We start from the raw sequence: 9837 nt of genomic DNA on the forward strand, positions 1-9837 counted from the left end.
ACCGGGACCGGTGGAGCGACGAATGGCCACCTCGGCCGCGCGCACACGCGCCGAACCGATGGCCGAACACGTCCGGTCTCACCCGGAGATGTCGTCGTCACCCGCCATGTCTGGTCTCCCTGGTCGTACCGCTGACCCAACGAGGAGAGTCTAACAACGCATCCCCACCGCGCCACGGAGTTCCCGCCCCGACGCCGCCCAACTAGCCGCGATCTTGCACTTTCGGTTGCCGATACGCCGCTTTCGCATGTATTGATCCCCACAGAAAGTGCAAGATCGCCGAGGCTCAGGCTGGCGACCTCAGCGGGGGCGGTACTCGACCTCGGGGCGGCCGGGCGTGCCGTAGCGGGGGTGGCGGACAGCGCGGTCGATCGTCACCAGGTACTCCAGGTAGCGGCGGGCGGTCACCCGGGAGATGCCGGTCGCCGCGCTCACCTCGGTCGCGGAGAGCCCCGCCCCGGGAGTGGACCCGTCGGCCAGCGCGGCGCGTACCCGGGTGAGGGTCTGCACGTCGAGCCCCTTGGGCAGGCTGTGCCCGGTCGCGCCGCGCAGCGTGGCGAACATCCGGTCCACGTCGTGCTGGGCGGCCACCTCGCCGTCGGCGAGCGCCTGTGCCCGGTAGTCCGCGTAGCGGTCCAGCTTGTCGCGGAACGCCGCGAACGTGAACGGCTTGAGCAGGTAGTGCGTCACCCCGAGGGACACCGCGGTGCGCACCACAGCCAGGTCCCGCGCGGACGTCACGGCGAGGACGTCGACGCTGCTGCCGGCCGCGCGCAGCGCCCGGCAGACGTCCAGGCCGTGCAGGTCGGGCAGCCCAAAATCCAGGAGTACGAGGTCCACGTCGCCGCCGTCGTTGGCGCGCAGGGCCGCCATCGCCGCCCGTGCCGTGTGTGCCACGCCGACCACCGCGAAACCGGGCACCCGCTCGGTGTACGCGGCGTGCGCCTCGGCCAGCAGCGGCTCGTCCTCGACCACGAGCACCCGGATGTCGTTCACGACCGTGTCCCCGGGAGCCGGACGGTGAACAGGCTGCCGCCGGCGTCCGAGCGGGTCACCTCGGCGCTTCCGCCGTGACGGCGGACCACCTGCCCGATCAGCGCCAGCCCGAGCCCTCGCCCGGTGCTCTTGGTGGACCAGCCGCGCCGGAAGGCGTCCGCCACCCGCTCCTTCGCCAGCCCGGGTCCGCTGTCGGCGACCCGAACTACGAGTTCGTCGTCGATGGTGCCGACGAAGACCCGCACGCTGCGCGGCGGGGCTGTACCGGCGACGGCCTCCAGGGCGTTGTCGACCAGGTTGCCGACGACGGTGAGCAGGTCGTTGGTTGGTAGCGGGCTGTCGTCGAGGTGGCAGTCCGGTTCGATCACCAGGTCCACGCCGCGCTCTCCGGCCTGCGCGGACTTGCCGAGCAGCAGGGCGGCCAGGGCCGGCTCGGTGACCGCGTCGACCACCCGGTCGGTCAGTTGCTGGGCGAGGGCGAGGTCCCGGGTGCCGAGTCGAACCGCCTCGTCGGCGCGGCCCAGCTCCACCAGCGTGAGGACGGTGTGCAGCCGGTTGGCCGACTCGTGCGTCTGCGCCTGCAACGCCTGGGTGAGCGCGCGCACCGAGTCCAGCTCGCTGGCCAGGGTCCGTAGCTCGGTCTGGTCGCGCAGGGTCAGTACGGTGCCGAGCGCCGCCCCCTCGAAGCGGGCGGTCCGCTGGTTGGCCACGAGCACCCGGTCACCGGCCAGCAGAGGCTCGTCGAGGGCGTCGCGGCCGGCCGCGAGCAGCTCGGCCACCGCCGGGGGCAGGTCGACCTCGGCCACCGGCTGGTCGGTGACCGGCTCGTCGGCGTCGAGGCCCAGCAGTCGCCGGCCCTCGTCGTTGATCAACGCCACCCGTCGGTCGGTGGTCAGCACCACGAGACCCTCGCGCACCGAGTGCAGGACCGCGTCGTAGTACTCGTACATCCGGGTCATCTGCGTCGGTCCCAGGCCGTGGGTCTGGCGACGCAGGCGGCGGCTGAGCAGCCACGAACCGGTCGCGGCGAACGCGAGCGCCGGTACCGCGACGCCGAGCAGCACGGGGAGCTGGCGCAGCAGCTTCCGGTTGATCGCGCGGGTGGTGATGCCCACCGAGACCAGGCCGACGATGCGCCCCTGCTGGTCGTACACCGGGACGACCGCGCGCACCGACTCGCCCAGCGTTCCGACGTTGGTGGTGGTGAACGCGTGGCCCGCCAGGGCGGGCCCGATCTCGCCGACGAACGGCTCGCCGATCTGGTCCAGCGTGGGATGGGAGAAGCGGGTGCGGTCGGGGGCCATCACGACCACGAAGTCCGTGCCCGTGGCCTTGCGGGTCGAATCGGCGTACGGCTGGAGGATGCGGGCGGGGTCGGCGGTCGTGAGGGCCGCGCGGACGTCGGGGGAGCCGGCGACGGTCTGGGCGACCGCGAGCACCTCCTCCCGCGCGGCCTGGCGGGAGTCGACGCGGGCCAGCCAGACGGCGCCCGCCGCCCCGGCCAGCACGAGCAGGGTGACCACCACCGCCTGGAGGGCGAAGAGCTGCCCCGCGATGCTCCACTGCCGTCGGGCCACCTCCGGCACCTCCTCGGACTTCTCCGGTCAGCGGTGAACAGAATGACCGCAAGGCTGTCAATGGGTGAGACGCGCTTCACATTGTCGACATGGACACCACCGCATCCACCACCACGGCGGAACCGTCGGCCCGCCGGGACCGTACCCGTTACCTGTACCTGGCCGTCATCGTGGCCGTGCTCGCCGGCATCGTCGTCGGCCTGGTCGCCCCCGATTTCGGCAAGGAACTCAAGCCCATCGGCACGGGCTTCGTCAACCTCATCAAGATGATGATCAGCCCGGTCATCTTCTGCACCATCGTGCTCGGCGTCGGTTCGGTCCGGCAGGCCGCGAAGGTCGGCAAGGTCGGCGGCCTGGCCCTCGGCTACTTCCTGACCATGTCGACCGTGGCGCTCGCCATCGGCCTGGTCGTCGGCAACATCATCCACCCCGGCTCCGGCCTCAACCTGGGCCAGGACCTCGCGGGCGCCGGCAAGGCCGCCGCCGGAGACGAGGCCGGCGGTACGACCGAGTTCCTCCTCGGGATCATTCCGACGACGCTGCTCTCCGCGCTCACCGAGGGCGAGGTGCTCCAGACGCTCCTGGTGGCGCTGCTCGTCGGCTTCGCCGTGCAGGCGCTGGGCCGGCGCGGCGAGCCCGTGCTCGGCGCGATCGCCGTCATCCAACGGGTCGTCTTCAAGGTCCTTGCCATGATCATGTGGCTGGCGCCGGTCGGCGCGTTCGGCGCGATGGCCGCCGTGGTCGGCGCGACCGGCGTGGACGCCCTCAAGAGCCTCGCTGCGATCATGGTCGGCTTCTACGTCACCTGCCTGATCTTCGTGCTGGTGGTGCTGGGCGCGCTGCTCTGGTTCATCGCCCGGATCTCGATCTTCTCGCTGCTGCGCTACCTGGGCCGGGAGTTCCTGCTGATCCTGTCGACGTCGTCGTCGGAGTCGGCGCTGCCCCGGCTGATCGCGAAGATGGAGCACTTCGGCGTCAGCAAGCCGGTCGTCGGCATCACCGTGCCGACCGGCTACTCGTTCAACCTCGACGGCACGGCCATCTATCTGACCATGGCGTCGCTGTTCATCGCCGACGCGCTGGGCAAGCCCCTCGCGGTCGGGGAGCAGATCTCGCTGCTGCTGTTCATGGTGATCGCGTCCAAGGGCGCGGCCGGCGTCACCGGCGCCGGGCTGGCCACGCTGGCCGGTGGCCTCCAGTCGCACCGCCCGGACCTCGTCGACGGGGTCGGCCTGATCGTCGGCATCGACCGCTTCATGTCCGAGGCGCGGGCGCTGACCAACTTCGCCGGCAACGCGGTGGCGACCGTGCTGGTGGGCACCTGGACCGGCGAGTTCGACCGGGAGCGGGCGGCCGAGGTCCTGCGCGGCGACGACCCGTTCGACGAGGCGACCATGCTCGACGACCACGACGACGAGGAGTCCGAGCCGCGGCGGTCCGACGAGCAGACGGCCAGCGTGCCGGCCTGACCTCGATCCACTCCGGATCGGCGATGTGGGGGCATCTCGCTCGCGGGGATACCCCCACATTGCCGACCTTGTGTCGATCATCGCCGCTCATTCGACGCGAAACTCACCGTCCCAGAGAGGCGGCGTGGAGAATGGGATGCCGGGGAGGGGCGCCGCGACGACTCGGGGGAGTTAGGCGTGCGCGGACCGAGCCTCCTGGGCCGGCTTCGTCGCCGTGACCCGAGCGGCGCCGTGCTGCGACGCGCGGCCCGGCTGACCCTGGTCGCGTCCGTCCTCTTCTACGCCTGCCGCTACGGCGTGGACAGCCCGCTGCTCGCCACGTACGCGCTGTTCGGCACGATCGCCGCCGGGGCGTTCGCGCAACTGCCCGGCCCGGCGTCACAACGGGCGCGGATCCTGGTCACGTCGCTGCCGGCGGTCTGGGCGTTGATCGCCGCCGGCACGCTCCTGGCATGGAGCACCTGGGCGGCGGCCGGCGGGATGCTGGTCATCGGGTTCGTCGTGGCGTTCGCCGGGGTCGGCAACCCGCGACTAGTGGGTCTGGCAAGCGCGTTCCAACTCTTCTACATCCTGGCGTCGTTCCCGCCGTACCAGCCGGGCAGCCTGCCGCAGCGCCTCGGCGGGGTGACCCTCGCGATCGTGCTGCTCGCCGCGGCGGAGGTGGTGCTCTGGCCCGACCCGGTGCCCGTCTCCTACCGGCACCTGCTCGCCCGAGCGGCGGACAGTGTCGCGGCCTTCGTCGACGCCACCGCCGACGTGCTGACCGCCCCCGGCCACGGGGCCCCGGACGGGCGGCGCGAGCGGGCGTACGACCTCGTGGCACTGCTCGGGCTGGGCCGCAACTCCCCGGAGTCGGCGCCCACGGCGGCCGGAGCGCAGGACCGGGCGCTGCGGATCGCCGCGGCGGCGCTGCGGGAGGTGCTGGCCACGGCGGACCGGCTCGCGACGGACGCCCCATCGACGCCGATTCCGGACCTGGCGGCGACGCGGCTGCTGCGCCCGTGCGCCGACGCGATCCGGGCCGCCAGCCGTAGCCTGCTCTCCGACGCGCCCCAGGTGGACCTGCGGGACCTGGACGCCGCGATCGACGCGGCTGAGCCGTCGGTGGGATCGGGCCCGCCGGACGTACCCCGGATGTGCCGGGACGCGACCGCGCTGGCCCTCGCCGACCAGGTACGGATCTTCGCCGTCGGCACCCGGATCGCCGCCGGGGCGCGCGTCGACGTCGACGCCTACCCCCGGCTCTTCGAGTACGCGCGACACGGCGCGTGGACGCTGTACTGGCGGCAGTTCCGCGCCCACCTCGCGCCCCGCTCCGCGCACCTGCACAGCGCGCTACGACTGGCGGTGGCGCTGGCGATCGCCCGGGTGGCGGCCGGGGCGCTGCACCTCAACCACGGCTTCTGGGTACTCCTGGCGACTCTCACCGTCCTGCGCACCTCGGCCGCCGACACCCGCACCGCGCTGCGACCCGCCGTGCTCGGCACCATCGCGGGCGTGGTCGCGAGCGGCCTGCTGGTGCTCGTCGTGCAGGAGCCGGTCGTGTACGCCGTCGTACTGCCGGTCTCGTTGCTGCTGGCGTTCGGTGTCGGACGCCTACTCGGCCCGGTGTGGCAGCAGGCGCTGTTCACCCTGCTGCTGACCGTCGTGTTCACCCAGCTCAGCCCCGAGGGGTGGCGACTCGCCGAGGCGCGGCTGGTCGATGTCGGGCTCGGCGCGGTGATCGGCGTGCTCGCCGGTGTGGCCATGTGGCCGCGCGGCGCCGGCCACGACCTACGGCACAACGCCGCCCGCTACCTGACGGCCAGTGGGGAGGCGGTCGAGCGGACCGTCGAGGCGGTGCTCGGCGACGCGCCGCCTCCCGAGCACGACTTCGACCGGGTCCGCCGACGGATGGTCCTCGTCGACTCGTCCTACTGCCAGTACCACTCCGAGCGCCACGACCCACGGCGCGCTCAGCTGAACTGGGACGCCGCCCTGAGCGCCGGACACCACGTGGTACCCGGTGCCGAGTCGCTGCTGCGCCGGAATCCGCCCGGCTGCCTGGCCGCCTGGCCGGCGGCCGGGGCACTGCTGCGGGACACGGCCGGGCACCTGCGGTCGGCGTACGACGACCTGGCCGGCGAGGTGACGCAGGGGCAGCCGGCCGGGCCGATGCCCGTACCGATCGACTGCGTCGACGAGGTCGACCGGCTCCGCCCACTGCTCGGCGACGCCGACCCGGCTGCGGTACGGCACCTGGTGGAGGTCGACAGGTGGCTCGCCGGGCTCGCCGACAGCCTCACCCGGATCCACCCGGACGCCGACGCGCCCCGGCGGCCCTGAGCCGGCCCGGTCAGGGGATGACGGGCAGGCCGCTGTGGTACAGGTGCTCGAACTGCCGGTGAACCCAGAGGATGCGGCCGTCCGGGCGGACGACCTTGCGCAGATCGGCGATGGTGACGTCCTGGGCACGCAGCGCGGCGTGCAGCGTCCGGAGGGTGGCGCCCTCGGCGATGATCGGCGCCGGCGGTGCGCCCGGGGTCTGCTCCGCCAGGCCTGCGCTGTGGTCGTCGGCGGTGAGGTGGTCGACGGCCTCCGCCGCAGCGTTCAGTGTCTCGTTGGCCAGCGAGACCTGCTCTTCCACGGCCTTCCACTGCTCGTCGCTGAACTCCAGTTTGAGCTCGGCCACGCCAACGCCGAGCAGGGGCTTCAGGAGCATCGTGGTGGCCTGCAGGAGCGGGACGGCCCGGACCCACCATTCCCGGGCGACGTCGATGGAGTAGACGCCGGCATCGCCTCGAGTGGGCTCCAGGACGTGCACGGGCTGAAGCGAGTGCTCGCAGTACAACGTCAGCCGCATCCGGATGGAGGTCCACTGCGGATTGCGTAGGGAGGACTCGACGGGAGTGAGGGTGAAGAGGCGCGGCCCGTCCGCGGCCTCGTCGTTGAGCTGCCACATCAGGGCCGTCAGCCGGGCGTTCACGCCCGCGAGGTTGGCCTTGACGGTGTCGCTGAGTTCGGTGACCCGCTGACTCAGCCCACGCACGTGCCGGTCTACCAGGGCCACGCCGTCCTGCAGCACCGCGAGCGCGTCGTGGCCGGCGTGCGACCCTCCCAGCAGCGCGTCGATGGCCGGGAAGGCGTCGCAGCTGGAGACGGGACACTGCGCCACGCTCTGCCGGTGCACGTCGCGCAGCTTGACGAGCTTGTCGACGTCGAACAAGCCCGCGCCGGGTGTGGGCAGGCCGCACCCGTCACGGCAGGCAACGAGGGCGACGGTGGTCAGGCCGGGCCAGAACCGTTCGATGCAGTAGCGGATCTCGTCGGTGACCTGTCGCAGGTAGGTGACGGCATCCGGGCCACGGACCTGGACCTGGACACCGACTCCTGCACGCACCGTGAGCAGCGCGCGGGCGCCGTACCGGCTCTCCAGGACCACGCCCTGCTGCCAGTGCACGCCCTGCATCGAGTCGGGCTCCGTGTAGCGCTGGTGGTGCAGCCGGACGATGAGCCGGTACATCAGCGATTCGGGAATGACCACGGGACCCGCCGGGCCCTCCGAGATCCGGCACACCTCCAGGTACTCGCGGTCGCCGGGACGGAAGTCGACCCACGCTCCGCGCAGGTCCGGCTGCGCGGCGGGGACGAGCTGCGCGATGAGGCTCACCGGCTCCCGCGAGGCGTCCGGTGAGACCTGGTACGTCAGCTCGAAGCGGCCCATGAGCGCCAGGAACAGTCGCTGCTGCTCCCTGGTGTAGCGCGTTCCGTCGGGCGCCTGCGCGGCACCCCAGAGGCTGCCGAGCATGCGGTGTGGAACGAGACCGAGGGCGTCGACGGCGTCCCGACTGTCGAGGACGGCGGCGATCGCGACGTTGAGCCAGTCCGGTTGGAGGATCACGAACGCGGCCAACGCGTCGTCGTCCGCGTAGTAGATCCACTTTCCCAGGTGGTGGGCGTTGCTGGCCAACGCCCGGGCCTGGGCGGCGGTGAGCCCCTGCGCCTCGGCCACCGTCTCGAAGTCGCGGTAGTCGATCACCTGCTGACCGTCGGCGGTGACCACCCCGATCGTCCGCTGCCAGCTCGCCGGATAGTTGCGGTGTACGTGCGGGAGCGTGCCGGCGGCCACGGAGATCGCCTCCCGCAGCGCCTCCAGCCGGTCGTCCGGGACGGCGCTGTCGACCTCGTGGAAGCCGATGATCAGATCGCCGAAGCGCTGCTTGAGGTGCTGTTCGTCGATGGCGTCCGCCCGCGAGGTCGGCCCGCCGTGCGACGCGACGACGAGCACCCGGGCATCCGGGGCCCGGTGGGCGATCATGGCGATCCAGGACTCCACCATGCCGGCCACGACACCCGGACGGGGTTTCCAGACGACGACGTAGACGGCCGGGGCGCTGAAGAACAACTGGTGCGCCGGCTGGTAGGCCTGCTGGCCGCCGAAGTCCCACCCGTTCAGGGTGATCTCCCGACCGGCGTGGGTCACCACCAGCGACTTGATGTCCATGCCCTGCGTCTGGTGACGATCCCGCCAGGGTTCGCCTCGCAACGCCCCGAGCAGGGAACTCTTCCCCGCCTCGCCGGCGCCCACGAACAGGAGCTTCGCCTCCGAGATCGGGATCCCGTCGGTGGCGACATTCCGGAGAAACGCCAGTAGGGCCTCCATGCCCTCCGCCTCGGCGGCCAGCACCTCGGGCGGCAGTGGGTTGTCGCCCACGACGAGCGTCCGGAGCTCTGCGAGCCGACCGATGGCGTCGGGTAAGGCGCTGAACTCATTGTCCTGCAGGAACAGGCCGGTGAGGGTGGTCCAGGCCGGGACGGCATCGGGCAAGGTGGTGAGCTGATTTCTGCCCAGGTGAAGGTCGACGAGGGCGGTCCAGGCGGCAACGGCGTTGGGTAGGGCGGTGAGCCTGTTGTCGTACAGGTCCAGATTGACGAGGGCGGTCCAGCCCGCGACGGCGTCGGGCAGGGCGATGAGGCGATTGGTTCTCATGTGCAGGTCGGCTAGGGCGGTCCAGGCGGCGACGGCGTCGGGTAGCGCGAAGAGCTGGTTGCCGTTCAGGTACAGGATCTCAAGGCGGGTCCAGGCGGCGACGGCGTCGGGTAGCGCGGTGAGCTGGTTGTTGTCCAGGTGCAGCTGAGTGAGGGCGGTCCAGCCCGCGACGGCGTCGGGCAGTGCGAAGAGCTGGTTGCCGTCCAGGAACAGGATCTCAAGGCGGGTCCAGGCGGCAACGGCGTCGGGCAGCGTGGTGAGCTGGCTGTGGTCCATGTCGAGCCGTTCCAGGGCGGTCCAGCCCGCCACGGCGTCCGGCAGCTCGCCGAGTTCGTTCCGATCCATGTTGAGGTGCGTCAGGGCGGTCCAGCCCGCGACGGCGTCGGGCAGCGTGGTGAGCTGGTTGCGGTCCAGGTCGAGCTGTTCGAGGGTGGTCCAGGCGGCGACGGCGTCGGGCAGCGTGGTGAGCCGGTTGTCGCTCAGGGTGAGCTGTTCGAGGGTGGTCCAGGCGGTGACGGCGTCCGGCAGCTCGCCGAGTTCGTTGTGATTCATGTTGAGGTGCGTCAGGGCGGTCCAGCCCGCGACGGCGTCGGGCAGCGTGGTGAGCCGGTTGCGGTCCAGGTCGAGCTGTTCGAGGGTGGCCCAGGCGGCGACGGCGTCCGGCAGCGTGGTGAGCCGGTTGTCGCTCAGGGTGAGCTGTTCGAGGGTGGTCCAGGCGGCGACGGCGTCGGGCAGCGTGGTGAGCCGGTTGTCGCTCAGGGTGAGCTGTTCGAGGGTGGTCCAGGCGGCGACGGCGTCGGGCAGCGTGGTGAGCCGGTTGTCGCTC

5 protein-coding genes are annotated in these 9837 nt (G+C 71.8%); 2 read left to right on the forward strand and 3 right to left on the reverse strand.

The features are described 5' to 3' along the window. Positions 1-300: 300 nt before the first annotated feature. Together ABZ272_RS30925 and ABZ272_RS30930 are read right to left on the reverse strand one after the other, a co-directional pair. Positions 301-996 (reverse strand): response regulator, encoded by a 696-nt coding sequence (locus tag ABZ272_RS30925; protein ID WP_355053473.1) that lies wholly within the window; start codon positions 994-996, stop codon positions 301-303. Next, positions 993-2573: a sensor histidine kinase gene (locus tag ABZ272_RS30930; RefSeq protein ID WP_355053474.1), complete on the reverse strand. Its 1581-nt coding sequence runs from the start codon at positions 2571-2573 to the stop codon at positions 993-995. Before ABZ272_RS30930 ends, ABZ272_RS30925 begins: the two co-directional genes overlap by 4 nt. A gap of 89 nt (positions 2574-2662) precedes the next feature. Between ABZ272_RS30930 and ABZ272_RS30935 the strand changes: the two genes are divergently transcribed. Continuing rightward, entirely contained in the window at positions 2663-4042 is a 1380-nt protein-coding gene (locus tag ABZ272_RS30935) for a cation:dicarboxylase symporter family transporter (protein WP_355053475.1), read from the forward strand. Positions 4043-4219: 177 nt separating this feature from the next. Then, complete coding sequence (locus tag ABZ272_RS30940; protein WP_355053476.1) at positions 4220-6367, forward strand: FUSC family protein; 2148 nt, start codon at positions 4220-4222, stop codon at positions 6365-6367. 10 nt (positions 6368-6377) lie between these two features. Here ABZ272_RS30940 and ABZ272_RS30945 read toward each other — a convergent pair. After that, on the reverse strand, positions 6378-9837 hold a 3460-nt coding region (locus ABZ272_RS30945), incomplete at its 5' end, for a COR domain-containing protein (RefSeq protein WP_355053477.1).

It is taken from the genome of Micromonospora sp. NPDC005979 (genome assembly GCF_040614415.1).
Taxonomy (GTDB): Bacteria; Actinomycetota; Actinomycetes; order Mycobacteriales; family Micromonosporaceae; genus Micromonospora.